Genomic DNA, 19,099 nt, shown 5'->3' with positions numbered 1-19,099 from the left:
AGTGACGGATACCAAAGCTGCACGTGATCCGTCGTAACCAGGATATCGTCGAGCCCATCGCCGGAAAGGTCGATGAAACGGACCCGCGGGTCATTCCAGTTGACGTTCGGCTGCGAAGGGAACGGCACGAAGGGCCCCCAGCCCCCCTCCAGCGTGCGCTCGTGATAACCCGATGTCCCTTCCGGCGTGAGCTCCACGAGGCATTGCCGCCCCTCGCTTCCGACGTCGATGAGCTGCGCTCCGCCCCCCGACGCCATGGTCGGCCGGCTCGCGAGCAGGCGCGCCGGGGCGAGATGCCCATCACCAAGATTTTGCTTGTAGTAAAATGCCCCCTGCTGTTCGCAGAGCACACCGGGAATGCCCTCACCGTCGAGGTCGACCCATCGTGCGGATTGCCCGTCCACACCGCCGGGTAAGTCTTCGAGGCTTCGTGGATCGAGCAGTTTGACGGCAGTCTGTAGCTCGGGCAACGAATACTCGAGGTCGAGCGGCGGCAAAGATTTCTTCGAGTAGCCGCTCTCCGTCTTGGTGTACCCCGACTGCGTAACCGAAACGAGCCGGGTGAGCGCCGGTCCTTCGGCATACGTGAAGTCAGTGGACCGCACGAGCACGGGATCCTCGCCGAGCTCGGGGAAGTGGTGGAACATCAGCGCTCGCTGGCAAATGCGGTACGTACGGATCTCGAACGTCGAGCGGTAGCTCGAGAACGGATCCTGCCGGCAGGGCCAGGTGTTCTCCTCCGCCGGCGTCGGTGCTGCTGCACCGTGCTCGCCGTAATCGAAGACGACCTCGAACAGGAAGTCCTGCGCCTGGAAGGGCACTGCATTCCCATACCGGATCCGCTTCAGGTAGCGGTTCACGACCGGCGCGTCGCCCGAGAGCCGCTGCCTCTCGTAGACGGCCTTCGGCACGTTCGCAAAGTCTTCGGCCTTGTAGTCATAGACGATGACGTTCCCGAGCGCGTCCTCGGTGCGCTCGAGCAGCCAGGAATAGACCTTGGTCGAAGCCGCAGGGCTCGCGATACGAGCCCCCGCGGACTGACCATAGATGCTCGTAACGTTGTCCTTGGTCGTGGCGCGCCAGTAAACGTTGCCGTCCCCCTTCTCGGTGACGCGCTCGATGCGCGCGAAGAGGCCCTCCACCCGGGGTCGATACCGCTCGATGCGCTCGACGGCGTCGTCCTTCGGGACATCGCGCACCCAGTTGCCTTCCCCCTCCTCATCGAGCTTCGGTACGAGGTCTTCCGCGCCCGACAGGATGAACACGTCGGATTCGCGGAAGTCCTCGTACTCGGGCAAACCACGCTCGGTCTTGCGGGAGATCGAGGGCACGGAGAGCCGAAAGCCCACACCAAAGGGCCCATTGCCACCGCCGGAATCGTACGCGACGGCGAGCTCGGGTCCGAACCCGCCACGGCCTGGCGACACCGCAATCGGGACCGTCAGGGATCCCGTGCCGCTCACCAGGCTCGCGGCGAACTTCTCGCCGAGCCCACGAACCGCGCCGCCCCCCTTCGGAAGCGACGGGCTCGGGGCCTTGACCGCCTCGGGCGCGGTCGTCTTGGGCTTCGGTGCAAAACCTTTGTGCTCCATGGCGTGCCCTCTCTCCTGTTTCCGCGTCGCTTCGAGCCTATTGCTTCTGGTATTCGCAGACGATCCAGAGGTCTTCGAGTTCGCTGGGGGTCGCGTCGCTGACGGTCAGCGTCCACGGGGCGAATTCGGTCGACGTCTCCGCCCAAATCGGAACCGGCGCGTCGAGGTACGCCTTGGGCTCGGGGGGCGTCTCGGGTTCGACCTCGTCGATGCTGGCAACGAGGAGCTTTCCATACTCCCCAGCGATCAAGGAGATGCCCGTGAGCGAGTCCCCCGCAGCGTCGAGAGCGACCGTCAGCGACCCGTCCGTGCTGTCAGACCGTTTGGCGAAAAGGTGTACCCTCTTGATCTCGAGCTGGCGATTCCCAACGAGCGGCTGGAAATGCCGCAGCGCGAACGGCAGGGAGAGGGGATGCGTCGCCGGCTCGCCTTCCCCCGTGAGAAACACGTGCCAAGCGTCGGGGAAGTCCGTCTTTGCGCTGAAGAGCCGCAAGCCGGTCGGGCCTGCATCCGACGAATCCAGAGCCCCCAGCGCGTCGAGCGCCCCATCCTTGAGCGATTCCCCACCGTCCCGCGCCGTGTAGCGCACGTGAAGGACCACGTCGTGAACGGCCGTCGGGTCGAATCGGTTGGTCTTCCCATCGAGCTCGATTCGCCACGTGCTATCGGCGCCGCTCCCCTCGAAGGGCAGATAACGTTCGTCGCGGAAGACCAGTTCGAAGAGCCCGGAGTCGCTCTGGCCGCTGCTCGTGACGATGGCCTGGATCGCGCCGTAGTGATCCAGCCACCGGTCGTCGGCGCTCTTGCGTGAATAACCGTCTTCCTCCCCAGGCAGGAGTGTGCTGTTCATGCGCACGCTGCTCCTCAGCATCGTGAGCTTGCAGTTCACGCCGACGTAGGGCCCGTTCACGACCGGAATCGTCATGCTGACGGACTTGATGCGCCGCAAGTAATGCCCCGGCCAGTCCTGATCGAAGAGCGATTCCGGCAACTCGACCACGCACTTGCCTGTCTCTCGCAGCATGAGGAGCGCCTGCGGATTGACCTCGGCCAGCGAGACGTGCTTCGTGATCTCGTACTCGCGCCTGTTCTGCTCCAGGTACGCGGCCTCCATGCGCCGGAGGTCGTGCTGAAGCTTCTCGCCCGCGAGCAATCCCTTCTTCAGGCTGTCCCAATAGCCGAACTGGACGTAGCTCGCCTCGGGCTGCGCGAGTTCGAACTGGAACGCGCGCTCGGCCCGCTTCGCGAGTTCATAAGCGAGCTTGTAGCCCTGGAAGTACACGGCCGAGACCTGCGAGAGCATCCAGTCGTAAAGCTCCTCGTTCGTGTACTTGGTTCGCAGGTAGTCCTCGACCTCCTTCGCGTTATTGACGGAGAGATCGTGATTCTGGAGTTCCTTCTTTGCGATTTCGAGACGGATCTCCGCGGCGACGATCTGGCGATCGATTTGCTCGAGCTCCTTCTGTGCAAGTCGCTCTTGGAGCTTCCACTCCTCCCAGCGGCGCTTGTAGCTGGCTGCCGTCGCACTCTGCGCCGCTCCCGCGTGGTGAATGCTTGCGAGCAGGGAGTGGAACTGCGCGCCTGCGTCCAGAACGCCGCCAAGCTGGACGCCGCCGAACTCGCTCTTCACCTCCGGAGGGAACGGTCCCCCAATCGTAATTTGAGGAACCAGTTTCAGCACGGAAGCGAGCGTCTGTGCGATCCCTGCATTCCTGGCCTCGAAATTGGCCCGTCCCGTGAGAGTGGCCTGCATCTCCTCTTCCGGGATCGTGTAGTCGATCCTGCTATAGAACGTCAGTCGCTCCTCGATCACCGCCCGCGAGCGGCGAATTGCCTCGAGCGCCTCCTTGGCCTCGTCGACCTGTCGCTTCCTGGTCTCGCGCACGGCCGTGAGCACGTCGAGCTCGTGCCTCGAACGCAAGAGCGAGAGCGCCTCGCCGTCCCGTTTTTCGAGCGTCGCGAGGAGCGCCCCGCCCATTGCAATCACACTGCTCGTGAACTCCAGCGCCTTGGGCTGGAGCACCGAGAAGCGGTAGAGAGGCAGCGGAACGTTGACATCCGAGAGAAGGGAGCCAATGTCCACCCCGGCCGCCGTCGCCTTCACGAGCAACGCCGGATCGATCGGCGGCTCGAACAGCGGAAGCTGCCGCACGGTGCCATCGATGTTCATGCAATGGCGGATCTTGAAAAGCCGATCCGCCACGGTGTCCCATAGCGCGAGCATCTTGTCGTTTTGCGGCACGCAGAAGTAGAGCGTCCGGAGGGCCGGCGGCGGCTCGCGTCGCGTGCATCGGGCGTTCGACGCCGGCGCCGGCAAGATGGCCTCGACCTCGACGAGCGCGTTCGAGAAGGCGTCGATGGTCGGCTCGAGCGCCGCATACGTACTGTTCGGTACGGCCTGCGCCTTCACGAGACGCGGGCGCTCACCGAGAATTTGCGCGGCCAGGATGTAGAGCTGCGTTGCCTCGTTGATCGATTCGAGCGTATCGCGCTGGAACAGGCTATCACCCCACGCCAGGAGGTTCTCGACGTACTTCATCACCACCGCCTTCTGGTAGGCGAGCGGTCGCATACGCGCGATCAGGTGGGGATTGAACGGTGTCTCCCGCCAGCGCGCGATTTGCGCGACCATGTCCTGCGTGGCTCCCGATTCGGAAGAGAGCCCGAAGAGCTCTGCGATGAGCTGGGCATTCGGGTTCTCGACGCTCTGGTTCTCGGTCGAGAGAAGCTCGAGCTGTGCCTGAATCGAGGCGAGGTCGACGTTCTCGCGGAAGGGACGCACGTTCCAGTAACGCTCGGGCCCCTTTCCAGGCGCCCCACCCGTCGGATCGAAGATGTAGCGGAACCAGCGGTCTGCCTCCTCGAAGTGGGTGTTCTTGGACAGGCGCGTGGCGATGAGGAAGGGCGCGTGGAAAAACAGCTCCCAGTTGTATTGCGAGTATGCGCCGCCATAAGAGAAATCGACCGTCGCCTTCGGGAAGGGCTGGCCCGCATGAGCCTGCGGGCTGTAGGACCCCGCCATGGGCGCCGAGCGGAGCTGGATCGGCGACTCCTGCTCGGACCAGCGCAGCAGCCCGTCCACCCCTCCCTTCGCGACGAGACGCGTGAACTCGCAGGTGTACGGATGGTAGAAGGCATGGAACCTGTAGAACCGCTCGATCTCGTAGTCGACCTCGAGAGCGAGCTTGGGCTCGTTGGCCCACTCGAGGACAACTTCATCGAGGTCGCTTCCTGCATCGCCGACGATCGGCGCCTGACCATTGGGGATGACCTTCGCGAGATCCTTCCACGCGGTCGTGGTGCGGCGCTGAAGATCCATGAAGAACACTCGTCCGAAATCGTTGAGAAACAGCGACTCCTGCGATCGCTGCTGGCCCAACTCGACGAATTCGCGATTCTTGTCCTGGAGAATCCAATACCGGTCCCCCGCGGTCCTCCCGAGCACCGGAGCGCCGATCGACCACGTGTCCGCCGATGCCGAGCCCGATTTGTGCATCGGAAGCATGACGGCCTGCGGAATCACCTGCTGCTCTTCCTCCTCTTCCTCGTTGTAGACGGTGATGGGTGTCTTCTCCCAATCTGGGATCTCTTTCAAGCCCATGAACACCGACGTTGCATTCTCCGGAGCCCAGCCAACGCGAGACGGACCATCGCTCCAGGCGTCGTCCTGGGTGAAGGTGCGTGCCTCCGTAACAGCCTCGAGCGCGCCCGAGCACGGCCCGATCTTGAACGTCCCCGCCACTGCGTAAACCCGCATGTAGTCGCTCTTCTTGATCCCGTACCAGTTGACGAGGCAGGTCACCGTCAACGCCGTGCTATTGCTCTCGACCATGAAGGAGATCCACTTGCGGTCGATCGCGGGGCGCACGGTGATGCCCAGGTTCGCGGTGGTCTTGATCGACCCCCAAGCGCCGTCTCGGAGCTCGCTCCACGCGAGCGAGATCCTCCAGTGCTTGCGCGGCGACGGGTCGTCCTTTTTGGTGTCGTCGGCCCGCTCCTCGAAGATCGGCCAAAGCAGATGCAGCCTGCGATTCCAGATCGTGGCGAGCAAGTGATCGCCCGGAATGTCGAGGTCGATCTTCTCCCACGCCGTCCAGTACTCTGAATCGATCCGCTTGCGATGATAGTAGCGGTGCGGCGGCGCGGCCGTCCTCGCGATCACGTGAAGGACATCCACATCCTCTTCGCGCTCGTGGCACATCGCCGCCACGTCGAGCCGCCCCACCTCGTGCAGACTATCGAGATACTCGAGGTACGCAGACTCGGCCGTCTCCGCGTTGATCTCGCCCTGGAGCAGCCGGCTCTCCAGCGTCTTGAAGAACGGCGTCTTGTCGTCACGGAGCTCCGGTTCGATCCAGTTCTCCGGATAGAGGAAGACCTTGCGGTTGGCCTCCCAAACGCGATAGCTCTTCAGCCATTGCCACTCACGGGCCGCCTCCTCGTCGAGCTCGACCCTCTCCTTCTCCAGCAGGAGGAACGCGCGCTGAACGAAGGTCTGGACGGAGCCGATGGCCTGCTTGATGCGGGAGGTGAGCTGGCACGGGCTCATCTCCACATCGACGAGCAGGTCCTCGAAAAGCTCGTTCGGCCCCGCATAGTCCCGCTTCGCGACGAGATACCCGACGAGCGCGTTGCGCTGCTTCTCGCGCAGCACGTCCCGCAGCGGACGGGCCACCTCGCTCCAGCGCGCGTCGTCGTGTTTGGCACGCGCCACGCGCTTGATGTCGAGCGCGATGGCAACATTGGTAGCGTCGTCGACGTCGGCCCAAAGCGTGCCTTGCGCAGCGGACGCGCCGAGGCGGTCGAGGAGCTGGAAGGCGCGGTGGAGGCGGAGAAGCCCCTTCTCGTCGCGGAGATCCGATAGCTCGAAAGCAAACGTCTCCGTCATGAGGTACTGGACGCCGTCACGCGGCCAGCCCGTGCGGTTCGAAAGCTCGTCGTAGAAAGACGCGGCTGATCCCGCATTGATTGCCTTCGCGAAGATGGCCAGCAAATCCTCGCGGCCATTCCGCAGCGTATCGCGGAAGGAGGCCAGGTCGACGAGACGCATCAACTTCGCGAAGCGCCCCTGCCGATCCGTGTCTGCGTCCTCCCCCCGGAGCAGCAAGGTATTCAGATCGAGCCATCCCAGCGTTGCGCCCGTCGGGTACGGCGAGGCCAGCTCCGAGGCGTGGAGCCTCAGCCGTTGGATGACGAGCGCAGCCTTGTAAAGGAGCCGGACGGCGTTTTGGCGCTGCCCCTCCGCCGCGATGGCGGGCGGAACGTATTCGAGAGCCGCGTTCATGACAGGCATGAAATCAGCAATCGCAGAGGCGCCTTCAATGGCAAAGGACCCGAGGGTCTCCGTGAGCAGGTGTTCGACCATCTCGGCGTCGAGCTTCATCTCGGTCGCGAGCCTCTGCTTGACGACGCTCTCCACCCGCGCCCTGCGCTGATGGTTGAGCAGGTACGCAAGGACATACCCGAACCGCTCGTCCACCGCCTCGATCTCGGGCACGCCCTCCACGGTCGCCGGACCGATGAGGTGGTCCTTTGCTTTTTCGATATCATCCCCGAAGAAGGGGGCCAGGTGCCCGCCGATGAGGTCACGCTGCTCCGTTCGCGTAAGTGCCGAATCTCCGAGGATCGCGGATACGATCGCTTCGGCCTTCGCGGCGCGCTCGGCTCGGGTTTCTCCTGTGAGCAGCTCCTCCAGGCGTCCCCGGGTAGAATCGCCCTCGGGATCCGAAACGACCCCCGTTTCGGACACGACCTTCTCGACGGCCGCATCGATGTCCTTCACGAGCCGCTCGACGACAGCATCCGAGAGCCCCACCTGCGTCCCCGGCGGTAGGACGTGCCGAACCAGGAAATGCAGCTCCGCAATGCTGAACCTGGACCGCCGCACCTTCGCCACGAGCTCGACGAACGCCCGCGTGGTGGCCGGCACGGCTGGGGATTCGGAGTCCACCTTGAGCGCTTCGAGGCCGGAGATCGAAAGGAGCACGAGGAGGTCCGGAATGCGGAGACGCAGACCCCTCGCCAGCGCGACGATGCGGTGGAGCCGTGAGATGTTCTCCACGGTCAGGACCGCGTTTGCGGCGAGCGGGCTCGCGACGCCAATGTGCTTCTCGGCGACCTCGGGTATGGTGAGCAACGCCAATTCCACGGCGCTGATGCGCAACCCCGCGAGAATGCCTGTGGCATGGTCGAGGAGCAGCGGGCGCCCCTCCGGAGGCGGCACACCAAGAGCCGCCTCGAAAGCCGGATCGACCTTGAGGGCCTTGTTCAGAAAGAGCTCCTCGTAAAGCGACTTGCCCCACTCCTCGCTCGAACGCGTCCCGATGTCCCCCCAGAACGAGAGGAGCACGGGCAGCGGCAGATCGAGCTCCTTCCGCAATGCCACGATATCAGCCACGTGGCGCACGACCGCCTCGTCGATATCCGTCACGCCGAGCGACGTGAGCGTCCAGTCGAACTCGGTGATGCGGAAGCCAAGCCGCTTGCGCAGGCGCAGGAAACGATGGATCCGCCCGAGGAGCGCCTCGTCGAGCCCAGCCAGCACTTTCGTATCGATATCGCAACCCGTCGCGGGGTCGAGCTCGACCGTCGGCGATGCGCCCGGATTCACGTATTTCGTCGCCAGCAGCTCCCGAAGTTCGTCGAAGGAAAGCCCTGCCTGCCGGAGGAACAGCGGGACGGACGCGAGTTCCTCGACCCAGTCGGTCTCCGGCATGCCCCAGCATGCATACGCCGTGGGGGCCCCCGAGGTTTGTTTCGTGACGATCTCCCATTCCCGCTTCGACATGCGCAGGCGCTCGCGCGCGAGCGGGTCGTCGGCATTGCCAGAGGGCAGCTTCATTGCTTCGACGAGCTCGTGCCGGGGAACGCCGAGATGTTCCAGGTAGACCCGTGCCTCTTCATCCCATAGGTGGAACGGCAAATCGAAGGGATGAACCGCAGCGGCGAGCTGGGTGTAGGCCGCATTGTGCGCCGCGAGGTATTTTACCTCGGGCTCGGCCAGGAGCTCCTGCGGCGTCCCCTCGCTCGTGATGTCCTTCGTCCCGAGGTAGTCCAGCCCATCCAGCTCGTTGGCAACGACGGCCTCGAGAACCTCGTTGACGAGATCGATATAGGGCAGGGTCGTGTCCGTGTTCTTGCAGGAAAGGAGGAGCCGCGCGATGTCCGGCCTTCGTGCAGGAGGTGCATCCGTGTCCACCGGGAGAGCACCAATGAGGACGTCCCGGGCTGACCAGTAGACACGATTCTCCTCGGTGCTCTCGGGCGTCTCGATTTCCGAATCGTGGCGGTCGAGGAACTCGAGCAGATCCACGAGGTAGGCCGCGGGGCCATACACGGACCTGCAATGCTCGCACGCGCAGCCGTCCAGGGAGCCGAAAAGGGAGGTCCAGTCCGCGATGTTCTGCTGCTCGCCGTCCAGTGTCACCAGGTCAGGGAGGGTCGCGATCTTCGGCCCGTGGAAGCTGCTCCCGTACTTGGCGAGCAGCGCGGTGGACGCGGACGCAATCCAGCAAGCCCTGCCAAAAATCGCCTCGGCTCGTTCGGTTCCTATCTCGGAGCCGCGGAACTTGGCGACGAAACGGCGTTTGCCCATGCGGTGGATGCGCTGCGCCGAGTGGAGATCGGCCTCGAGAAGCGGCTTCATCTCACGGTAGCGCGGCGTGATGTGAAAGATCCGCTCCATCTTCTTCAGGCGCTCGGTCGTCTCGGCGACATTGCTCACGCCCAACATCGTGCCGCTTTCTGCGACGTACTTCGATACGCGCACCGTCCCGAACTCGAAGTTCGGGTTGCTCTCGAAGAACACGCGGATATCAGACCCGGCCTCCTCCTCTTCGATGACCCGATACGCGATAACCGCGGTGGGAAAGGCAGCCTCTACCGTGCGCTTGAGGATCTTGGCGTAATTGTTGCGGCGTTGGAGTTCATCCGCTCCAGGCGTATCCGGAGGGCAGCCGATCTGCCCGGTGCCCGTTGTCTCGTTGAGTATCGCTCGCCACTTGTCCTCCTCCACTGTCACCAAGTCCCGAGCGTCGGTGAGGTCAGCGGCAAGGCTCTCGATGAGCGGCGCGTGGTAACGCGTGAGCGCGCCGAGCTGCATCACGTACTTGAGCTTGTCGATGGTCGCGGGATCTCCGAAACCCGCACGCGCCGAGAGCTGCGTCCAAAATTGGGCCGCGGTCCCTCGGTGTTCGATGACCGCGCGCGCGAAACTCACCTCCAGTCCCCCAAGCTCGACCCCGTTGAAGATCTGGGCAAGCGAGCTTCCACCATCCTCCCGCGGTCCAGCAGCGAACGCGGCCATTCTGCCCACCAACTTATCCATGATGGCAATGACGTTCGCGGTCGATTGAGGAGGAATGATGTTCTTGCCCATGGCCAGCTCGAGTGCACGCCGAAGGGTGCTTCGGCGCTGCGAAAGGAGCCCGCGATGGGTCTGAGGCAGGTCTTGCCGCAGGAGCGCGTAGACAATCCCTACATCGAGGTCCGTGCTGTATGCGAGGTCTATCTCGTTTTCGATGTTGGCTGCCTTGACCAGAAGCGCGATGAGATCTCGACCTTCGCCTGTCGTGCAAGCCACGATCGAAATGTGGTTCTCCGTCATCGCCGTCAGCGCGGTTGTACCCATGACGGATACGATGTTGCCGCGTACCCGGTGGAACTCGGAGCGACCGCGAAAGACGTTCATCTGCACGAGGTCCACGATTGACGTGGTAGGAGCGTGGCAGATCCTCGTCGATGTTGCGTCCGCGTCCGGCGCTTTGACAACGAGGTTGGCGCGCAGTTGGCCAACCAGCTTGGTAGAATTGTACGCGTACGCGATACGGTAATACCCTCGTGAATCCGTGCGCGCAGACCCGAGCACCAACGGCGTATCTGGATTTATTGGGGCCACCGCTCCCCTATTGTAGGTCTCATTGTATGCGAAGACCTCCTTTTCCACGAGAGGTGACCCTTCCGCATCGGTAAGGCGCCCACGCACGACCAGGTTGGAAGGGAGCTCGTTCGTGTGCGTGGTGCCAACTCCGATGCGGAGGTACTGAATCCCCGGTGAAAGCTGCCAGGTCACGGTGGGGGGAGGCGTGAACAGATCCGGTTTGAAAAGGCGGAACTTGAGCGGCGGCCTGCGATCCGCGAGAACCGTGTCGAGATAGGCGTCGTCGAGCGTGATGGTAAAGTTGCCAAGCGCATCCGTCTTGGCAGTGCTCACGAGATCCGGGCAGAGACCTTCCTGGTCCCACACTTCGACGTACACGCCATCGACCCCGTGGCCATTCGCAAGGTCGAAGATCCGGCCCTCGAGCCGATAGAAGCTTCCCGTGGCGTTCTCGAGTTCGATCTCCTCATTCATGATCTCACCGCACTCCTTGATCGAGTAAGTCGCCTTCACAGAGGCGAGCAAAGCCATGCCAGCCCGAGGCTGAGGCCATCAGGCAAGGCGCCCCACGAGCACACCACGGCCCCTTCGTCGCATAGAAATGCAACAAAATCGGGCATCGACATGCACAGTTGCACGCCGCGAGACACACGAACCCCTACGGCAGGTCCCGCCTCGTGGTGGCGATGCGCACGCCTCTTCTAGACCTATCGATGCGTCTCCCGGGGCGAAATGGCGCCCCGTGTATTCATGTTCTCACCTTTTGCAAAATGGACCACTCCCGCCCTCGACGAGCGCCGAGAAAAACTCCGCGCATCACGAGATGGGCACCCATCGCGCGGCGATGCGATGCACGGCGACCCGCCCTCGAACCTCACGAATCGGAAGGGTCAGATCCCCTGTCCCATTCCTATCGAGGTGCGAATGCGGGCCGGCGGCAACGTTCGTACGCCACACGTCGGCCAGGCACCCGATCAGCAGGCGCCAGTATTTGCTCCAAGATGTAATTGGCAGACGGCCGGAGTTCCGTCCAGAGGAATGATTGGGGCCCGTACAGTTCTGGAGGATATGTGGGTACGGTGTGGTCCTTTTGCCACCCTGGCGGAATGCCAGCCGATGCAGAAAGGGCCGCTTTCGAGCGCCCATCCGACTGCGGGGGTCGATGCTCGGATGGCGCAGGACGCAGAATGTCCTATGTGGCGAGTCGTCGGTCGAAAATGTTGAAAGTCAAGTCATGAACGGCGCCGAGGAGGGGGAAAGTAGGCCGTGCGACTCGCACACCGTGGGCGCCTCGTTACCAACGCGCGTCTCGCGCGGCGCCAAGGCGACCGCGCAATGCCCCACGCGCGAGCTTCATCACGGCGCATTGCGCGTCCCGTGTGACAGGTGATGCAAACGCAGGAGCGTTACGAACCGCACTGTTGTGCGCGTTGCGGCATGACGACGCAGGGCGTGTCGTTTTTTGCTTGCCGCTCTTCAACGCAGAGCTTGTTGCTCCGCGGCGTTCGCAGCGGCGATGGCGCCTCCCAACGCGGTTTCCGTCGTCGGGGCGACTCTCAAGCCTGAGCCGCTGTCAACCCCCGAGGGGCTTCACGTCGCCACGCCATCACGGCTTCTCACCGCTTTCTTTAAAGCGAGAGCTCCGCCACCCCATCCTGGAACCGGATCCTCGCCAGCATCAGCTTCTCCTGCTGCGCCACCAGCTCGATCGTCGCCTTCGAGATCCGATCACTCACCTCCTGCATCTTCTTCTCCAGGTTCTGCATCAGCGGCCCCCCGCTCTTCACCATCTTCAGCGTCACGATCTGCGCGTGCAGCTCGTCCAATCGCTGCCGATACTCGGCGAGCTGCTCACGGGTCACCGTGATCCGCTGCTCCAGGTTCGCCATTTCCTTGTGCAGATCCAGGAGCCCCCCCACGCTCTCCTTCAGCCTCCCGCTCGCCGCCGGGCCCGACAGATACACCCGCACCATCTCCATCCCCGCGTCGTTGCGGAGATCCGTCGACCGGAAGACCGGCGTCTCCTCGTCGATGACGACGTCCACCTTCTCGCCCGGGCCGATCTCCACGCGGAACAGATACGACTCGCCCATCCGCTCCTGCGACGCCGGCGCTTTCGCCAGCGTATACCCCTTCGCCACCGTATGCCGCACGTACACCGTCGCCTTGTCCTGCGACCGGTTCGTCATGACGAGCGTCTTTCTCCGCGTGTGCTTCACCTCCGTCGAGAACACGCCCCGCTGCACCGAAAGGATCCGCGAAATCGCGTCGACCTCGTCGTCCTTGCGCTCCACCACGATCTGCCGGTCGAGCGCGAAAGGAATGAACGCGAACGAGCGCGCCGGGATCGGATCACTCATGCCCTCGCCGATGAACCGGCCCTCGCCGAACACCGTCACCGGCCCGCTCTCCAGCACCGAATCCGTCGGGTTCTTCAGTCGAACGGCCTTGAACGGGAACGTCGCATTGCCCCGCGTGCTCTCCGGGTCATAGAAATACACGAAACCGCCGTCGGTCTGCGTGCTCAAGATCGAGACCATCGCGCTCGTCGTGCGAGGCACGGTCATCGGCACGGTCGATTCGAAGTGCGCGGTGCCGATCGGCTCCGCGCTCGCCTCCTCGGCGGGCGAGAGGGTCGCCGTTTTCTGCATCTGCGACTCGGCGTCGACCGCCTCCACGATGCTCACGCCGCCCTTGCGACCATCTTGCATCCCATTGCCCACGGCGACGATCTGCGAGGCCGGCAGCCCCGCTTGGATGAGCTGCAAACGCGCGCGGTTCGCCCGGTCGAGCGACGCGGCATTCTTGTCGCCGTCCTTTGCGTCGGCATACCCCTCCACGACGATCTGCTTGCGGTTGCTCCGATACTTGGCCGCGAGCTGCTCGATCTGAATCTGCTCCTGCGTCTTGGGAGGAGGAGGCGGCGGCGGAGGCGGCGGCGCGGGCTCCCTCGCAGGCACATTGTCTTGAACCCCAACCCCGGGCATGACGGCGGTGAGGGATTCGAAGGAGCGCGTGGGGACGCGCCTCGTGTGCTCCACGCTGGTCGAGGCGACCGTGACCTCGCCCGCGGCCAGCCCATCGACGACGAAGCCACTCTCAGGACTCGTCGTCCCCCCCGTGCTCCTCGACACATTCGCGAGTTTCGTATCGTCGAGATTCGCGAGGATACGCTTCCCCGGCTTCCCCGGCTGCCCGCCGTGCGTCGCTCCGCCCATCGGAGGCGCCTGCGCGAAGAGGCCGTCCGATTGCAACGTCTCCCGCTCGACCACCCGGATCGTGCGCAAATCGAAGCGGAACGAGAGCGCCGAGCTCGACCCCACCCCGAGCTTGACCTGGTTCCAGTCCTCCCCCGACGTGTTGTCCACGACGGCCCACGCATCGACGTTCGTTTTCCCGTCCTTGCCGATGGAAATGCGATAACTCGGCTTCCACGAGGGCGCCTCGGTCACGTACGAGAGCCGAAGCTTGTGCGGCTTCGCCCCCTGGAGCTGAATCTCCATGTTGACGAGGTTTCCCCCCTGCGCGTCGTACCCCGAGCCCACGGTCGGATACGCGATCGGCGCGGGTTTGCCCGTCGTCGCGTCGACCACGGTGAGCGATTTCAAGAAATCGTCGACCTTGTCGTCGGGCACGCTGAGGCGGAGCGTATCCCCGTCGATCTCCGCGTACCGTTCGAAGTATGCGACGCCATTTCTGTACACGACGACACGCCCGAGCGTCGTGTCGCTCCGGACGAAGCTCGTGGCGTTGCTACAGCCGAGAAGCCAAAAAAGGGAAAGGGGGGCGAGAACCTTGCGCATGGGGACACACCTCGTTCGAAACCGATGCGAGGCCCCTCAGCAGCGATCGTGCCACGCCGTTTTCCCGCGCCATCGCCGCGCTCTCTCGCCACGCACCGGCGGCGACGTGGACACGGGGGCGACAGGTGTGGACGGCCCGTCGACAGATCAGCGGGGCGAGGCCGAGACGCGGCGCTCGCAGGCCTCTTGCTCGGCCCGCGCCGTGGCTTCAGGCACGTTCAGGAGCGCGATCCGCCGCTCGACCGACATGCAGTACGTCGTCGCCGACCACAACTTGGGATCCTGGACGCCGGTGAGCGGCTCGAGGTCGGACCATACCCACGCGGCCTTGTCGTCCGACGCCGTGACGAGCCGCTTGCCATCCGGGCTATACGCCGCCGCGTTCAGCACGAAATCGGAGCCGCGCAGGACGAGCGGCTCGCCGCTCCCGTCGGCGTTCCAGATCCGCACCGTCTTGTCCTGCGAGGCCGTCACGATGCGCTTTCCATCCGGGCTCCACTCGGCCGAATTGACCCAATGCTGATGCCCTTCGAGGACGAGCGGCTCACCGCTGCCATCGGCGTTCCAGATCCGCGCCGTTCGATCATGCGACGCGGTCACGATACGCTTGCCCTCCGGGCTGAACATCGCGCTGCGCACATTGCCCTGGTGATCCAGCAGGAGCAGCGGCTCGCCTGTTCCATCGGCATGAAACACGCGGACGACCTTGTCGCGGGACGCGGTGACGATGCGCAGGCCGTCGGGGCTCCACGACGCCACATTGACCGCGGCCTGATGGCCTTGCAGGACGAGCGGCTCGCCGCTGCCGTCGGCATTCCAGATTCGCGCCGTCTTGTCCTCGGACGCCGTCACGATCCGTTTCCCGTCGGGGCTCCACGACGCCGATTTGACCGTGGCGAGGTGCCCACGAAGCACGAGCGGCTCGCCGCTGCCGTCGGCATTCCAGATTCGCGCCGTCTTGTCCTCGGACGCCGTCACGATCCGTTTCCCGTCGGGGCTCCATTCGGCCCAATGAACCACATTTTCATGGCCCCGGAGGACCACGGGTTTGCCCGCGCCGTCCGCATTCCACACGCGGGCCGTGTTGTCCCAGGAGGCTGTCGCGATCCGCTGGCCGTCGGGGCTGAAGGACGCCCGATAGACCAAGCGCTGGTGCCCTTTGAGCAGCAAGGGCCTGCCCATGCCCTCCGCGCTCCAGACCCGCGCCGTCTTGTCCGAGGAGACGGTCACGACGGACTGCCCGTCGGGGCTGTACGAGGCCCTTTGAATGGCGTCCTCGTGGCCACGGAAGACCAAGGGATCTCCCGAGTTCTCCGCGGTCCAGAGGCGCATGCCCTCGCTCTGGAAGGCCGTGAGGATCCGTTCGCCCTCGGAGGTGAACGCGAGCGAATACACGCCATCCTGGTGGCGCGTGAGGATCTGGGGCTCGCCCGAGCCGTCCGCATTCCAGACACGCACGGTCTTGTCCCACGAGGCCGTGACGATATGCTCGCCGTCGGGTCGGAACGTCGCCAGGTTGACCGCCGCGAGATGGCCCCGAAACACCACGGGCTCGCCCGAGCCGTCCGCATTCCAGACACGCGCGGTCTTGTCCTCGGAGGCCGTGACGACACGCGCGCCGTCGGGGCTGAAGGCCGCCGAGCGCAAGCCCTGCTCGTGCCCGCGGAGGATCACGGGCTCGCCCGTGCCGTCGCTCCGCCAGATGCGCGCTGTTTTGTCCCGCGACGCCGAGACGAGCCGGGCGCCGTCGAAGCTCCATGCCACGGTCCGGACCGCGTCCTCGTGACCGGAAAGGACCATCGGGCGGCCCGTGCCGTCCGCATTCCAGAGCCGTACGGTCTTGTCCCATGACGCCCCCGCAATGCGGCGGCCGTCGGGGCTCCACGCGACCGATTGCACGGTTTCCTGCCCCCGGAGGAGCAAAGGCTCGCCGCGGCCGTCGGCGTTCCATACTCGCACGATGCCGTCCTCCGACGCGGTGGCAATCCGTTTGCCGTCGGGGCTGTAGGCCGCGGACATCACCAAAGCCGGATGCCCGAGCACCACGCGGGCCGGCCCACTCTGAAGCGCCGAGCGCGCGAGCTCCGACCAGCCGCGGGGCACCTCGGGCGGCTCGACCTCGCGCAGGAGCGCGAGCACGGTCGTCGGATCCCCTTGCAGTTCGCGCGCCGCGGCGATGCGCGTCGCATTGCGCGCTTGCCTCGCCTCGGCCTGTGCGCGCCCCGCCTCCGCGTCCGCGTGCGAAGCCTGCTGATCGGCGCGCCGCGCCTGCTCCCCGGCGCGCAAAGCCAGGTACGACACGACCACCGTAATGGCGCCGAGCGCCACGATGACCCCCATGGCCACGCGGCGGCGCAAGCTCCGCTCGCGATCGGCCAGCCCCACGACGGCGAGGAGATATCGCTCCTCGCGCCGGCCGAGCCGGAAAGGCGCGCCCGCTCCCTGCGGGGCGCGGCGGCGCGCGAGCCATTGCCGTGCTTCCTCGGCCGCGCGATCCCGCCAGACGAGCCCCTCGGCCTCCGCGCTCGCGTCCCATTGCTGCGCGGCGGCGCGGAGCCGCGCCAAGAATTGCGCGTCCTTCTCGTTCTCGTCGAGCCAGTGCCGGAGCTTCGCCCACCGCTCGACCAGCGATTCGTGGACGATCTCGACCGTCGACCCCTCCCAATCGCCGCCCGTCTCGATGACGAGGAGCCGCGCGGCGGCGAGGTGCTGCACGACCTGCTCCGTCGCGTCGCCGCCCTCGGCGAGCTCCCGGAGCTCCGACAAACTCACGAGCGCCCGCGTGCGCTCGGGCGTGACGAGCCGCAACAGAATCGATCGGGCGAGCGCCTGCTCCGGCCCCGAGAGCGTGGCGAGCACCGCGTCCGCGTGCGTCGAGAGCGCCCCCGCGACCCCGCCGAGCGCGCGATAACTCTCGCGGGAGAGGAGCTTGTGCTCGCGATCCCGCGCCTCCCACAGCTTGGTCGCCGTGAATTGCAAGAGCGGCAAGGCGCTCCGCGTGTTCTCCAGGGTATCGAGCATCTGCTCGACGAGCTCGTCACCCTCGAATCGATAGCCCGCCGCCTCGATGGGCTTCGTCAACGCCGCGCGCAGCCCCTCGCGGCCGAGCGGCGGCAAGAAGACGAGCCCGCGGGTCACCTCGGTCATGAAATGGCGGTTGTCGACGAGCCGGTCCAGATAATCCGAGCGCATGGCGAGCACCACGCGCAGCGGCGAGGACGCGTCGTCGGCCGCGCCTTCGAGGCAGGCCAGGAACGCCTTCCCTTCGTCCTGGCTCGCGCCGAGGGTATAAAGCTCCTCGAACTGGTCGACGATCAAAAGAATGTGATGGTCCGGCCCCGCGCGGCGGCACCGCGCGCGGAGGCGGGCGCCGAGATACCCGGGGCGGCTGCGCAACGTCGCCGCGAGCTCCTCGATGTCGATCGTGGGCGGCACGCTCCCCCGGAGGTCGGCGGGCACGTCGGCAATTTGCGCGAGCACGTCGGCGAGCGCCGCGAGCGGCTTGCGCCCCGGCCGCAGGAGGAAGACCTCCCAGGGTCCGCCCGAGCGCTTCAAGGCCGGGAGCAGCCCCGCGCGCACGAACGACGATTTGCCCGCGCCGGACGGGCCGGCCACGACCACGAGCTGCTGGTTGCGCAGGCGCCCGAGCGCGCCGGCGATGTCGCGCTCGCGGCCGAAAAAACGCGCGGCGTCCGACTCCTGGAATGCCGAGAGGCCGGCGAAGGGGTTGTCGTCGTCGGAGAGCGCCACCGTGGTCGGCTCGTCCACGAGCGCTTCGAGCGCCGTGAGCAGCTCCCGCGCCGATCCGATACGCTCGGTTTTGCTTTTCTTCAGGCAACGATCGATGAGCGCGCCGAGGGCCCCGAGATCCGGGCGTGATTCGAGCGCGCTCGGCATGGGCAATTCGAGGACCTGGACGCCGACGAGCCGCGCCATGCTCACGGGCGCGAGCGGGTGCGCGCCCGTGACGAGCTCGTGCAGGATGATCCCGGCGGCCCAGACGTCGCATTGCGGATCGACGTCGAGCCCCAGCCATTGCTCGGGCGACATGTACGGCGGCGTGCCGACGACCGTCCCGTCCTCGGTCGTCGTGAGATCGTCGCCCGGGCGCGGCGCGGCGATCGTCATCGTCCCGGTGTTGTCGAGCGTGAAGCGCTTGGCGATCCCGAAATCGAGCACCTTCACCTGCCCGCCGTCGGTCAGGAGGATGTTCTCCGGCTTGAGATCCCGGTGCACGATGCCCATTTCATGCGCGCAGACGAGCGCGCGCAGGACGGGGATCATGATCTCCGCCGCGACGCTCGGCGATACGCCGCCCACGCGCTCGCGCTCGGTCATCCACGCCCGGAGGGTGCGGCCTTCGAGGTATTCGAGCACCATGTAGGGATACCCCTGCAGCTCGTCGACCTCGTACACGACCACGATGCTCTCGTGCTTGCAGCGCGCCGTGGCCCGCGCCTCCGCCAGAAACCGCCCGGCGCGCCTCCCCGTGTACCCGACGAGGAGCTTGATCGCGCAGAGCCGCGCGAGCCGCGTGTCCCGGGCCAAAAACACGCGCCCCATGCCGCCCTGGCCGAGCTCGCGGATGATCTCGTACTGCTTGATGACGCGCCCCGGCTGGAGCGAGAGCGACTCCACCGGGATCGCGGGCGCGCCGAATGCGATCGGCGGCGACGTCGCGGAGACCGTCGCACGGGAAGGCGGCTCCGGGTTTGGCTCGGTCATGACCCGCGCGGTCCGGGCGAACGCGGGATCCGGCTCCGGCTCCTTCGCCGAAGCCTCCTCCGAGCGACCGCGCTGGCTCTCCGGATGGCGCTCCATGCGAT

4 protein-coding genes are annotated in these 19,099 nt (G+C 65.5%); all 4 read right to left on the bottom strand.

Annotated elements, in window-relative coordinates; genetic code table 11:
• Positions 1 to 1,592, bottom strand: a 1,592-nt coding sequence (locus tag E8A74_RS47540; protein ID WP_269749943.1) for a SpvB/TcaC N-terminal domain-containing protein, incomplete at its 3' end; no start/stop codon positions are given.
• Positions 1,593 to 1,629: 37 nt separating this feature from the next.
• The gene (locus tag E8A74_RS47535) at positions 1,630 to 10,944 is read right to left on the bottom strand and encodes a Tc toxin subunit A-related protein (RefSeq protein ID WP_136935814.1); all 9,315 of its coding nucleotides are present in this window, start codon (positions 10,942 to 10,944) and stop codon (positions 1,630 to 1,632) included.
• 1,154 nt (positions 10,945 to 12,098) lie between these two features.
• A complete protein-coding gene (locus E8A74_RS47530; protein ID WP_136935813.1) occupies positions 12,099 to 14,273 on the bottom strand; it encodes a DUF4139 domain-containing protein in 2,175 nt (724 codons plus the stop codon).
• A gap of 147 nt (positions 14,274 to 14,420) precedes the next feature.
• Positions 14,421 to 19,094, bottom strand: a complete 4,674-nt coding sequence (locus E8A74_RS47525) for an nSTAND1 domain-containing NTPase (RefSeq protein WP_232380063.1) — start codon at positions 19,092 to 19,094, stop codon at positions 14,421 to 14,423.
• Between the last annotated feature and the right edge of the window lie 5 nt (positions 19,095 to 19,099).

Origin of the sequence: Polyangium fumosum (assembly GCF_005144585.1) — a bacterium.
GTDB lineage: Bacteria > Myxococcota_A > Polyangia > Polyangiales > Polyangiaceae > Polyangium > Polyangium fumosum.
This window is presented reverse-complemented; position numbering and strand designations above follow the sequence as displayed.

Excerpts from the sequence above, each read along its gene's own strand:
- E8A74_RS47535 (WP_136935814.1), bottom strand. The coding sequence starts at position 10,944 with ATGAATGAGGAGATCGAACTCGAGAACGCCACGGGAAGCTTCTATCGG.
- E8A74_RS47530 (WP_136935813.1), bottom strand. The coding sequence starts at position 14,273 with ATGCGCAAGGTTCTCGCCCCCCTTTCCCTTTTTTGGCTTCTCGGCTGT.
- E8A74_RS47525 (WP_232380063.1), bottom strand. The coding sequence starts at position 19,094 with ATGGAGCGCCATCCGGAGAGCCAGCGCGGTCGCTCGGAGGAGGCTTCG.